The sequence below is a fragment of the Arthrobacter sp. HY1533 genome (assembly GCF_027568515.1).
Taxonomy (GTDB): domain Bacteria; phylum Actinomycetota; class Actinomycetes; order Actinomycetales; family Micrococcaceae; genus Specibacter.
Genome location: NZ_JANKZF010000063.1, coordinates 1 through 1,209, shown reverse-complemented (window position 1 = coordinate 1,209; position 1,209 = coordinate 1). Strand labels below are relative to the sequence as shown.

1 protein-coding gene is annotated in these 1,209 nt (G+C 58.8%); it reads right to left on the bottom strand.

The window, feature by feature from the left end:
* Nucleotides 1–10: 10 nt before the first annotated feature.
* Nucleotides 11–1,183: a Gfo/Idh/MocA family protein gene (locus PCK14_RS19285; protein ID WP_269940137.1), complete on the bottom strand. Its 1,173-nt coding sequence runs from the start codon at nt 1,181–1,183 to the stop codon at nt 11–13.
* Between the last annotated feature and the right edge of the window lie 26 nt (nt 1,184–1,209).

The following is a 1,209-nucleotide window of genomic DNA, read 5'->3' as shown; positions in this document are numbered from 1 at the left end:
TGGTGGGTGGTTAGGCTGTGGCCTTGACCTGCCCGTTGTTGAAGTACTCCACGAGCTCCGCCGGCAACGCCGGGACCTCCAAGGCCCCTCCCCCGGAACGCAGCGACTGCGCCGCCAGGATCCCGGCAGCCACCGCCTCACGCGCAGCAACAGGAGACGTCTCCGTGGCCCCACCCTCACGGGCAAACCGCAGGAACTCCTCAATCAACAACGGATCAGCACCACCATGGCCACCCTCACCATCACGGATCTCCACCTCCACATCCGGAGCCACAAAACCCTCCTGCGAACGCGTGGTCCACACCTTGATGACATCCCCGGGACCATCACCAAAGTTCTCAATCCGACCCTTGGTGCCAATCACCGTGTAATTGCGCCAGTAATCCGGAGTGAAATGGCACTGCTGGTACGACGCCAACGCACCATTGTCCAAAACCATCTGCATCATCGAAATGTCCTCAACATCAATGACCGGGTTCAAATCCGTCTGCTCCGTGGGCGGCCAGTTATCCAAGGAGAACCAATCCCACATCCGCCGATCCGAATTGTCCCGGCGCGAGGTCACATCCCCATACACCGCCAGATCGCCAATGGCAGAAACACGGCGCGAATAACCATTGGCCAACCAATGAATCACGTCAATGTCATGCGCACCCTTCTGCAACAACAACGAGGTGGAATTGGCACGCTCGGCATGCCAATCCTTGAAGTAGTAATCCCCGCCATTGCCCACAAAGTGACGGCACCACACAGCCTTCACCTCACCAATGGTGCCGGCCTCGATCAACTCACGCATCTGCACCACCACCGGCATATGACGCATATTGTGCCCCACATACAACCGCGTCCCGGACTCAAACGCCGTCGTCAGGATCGCATCCGCCGCCTCCAAGGTCACATCCAACGGCTTCTCACAAAACGTGGGAATACCAGCCTTCAGCGTCCGCACAGCCACCTCGGCATGACGATTATCCGGCGTCAACACCAACACAGCATCCAAACCAGCCCCGAGCAACTCATCCAAATCACCGGTCACAACCGCAGACGGAATCTTCTCTGCCGCATCAGCCCGGCCACGCTCAGACAAATCACACACCATCACCACCTCAGAACCCAGGCCCGGACGATGCACCTGCTTCCACAACGAGGCCCGCAAACCAAAACCAACAATCCCCACCCGCATATCCCGCACAGGAACACCCGAACCGG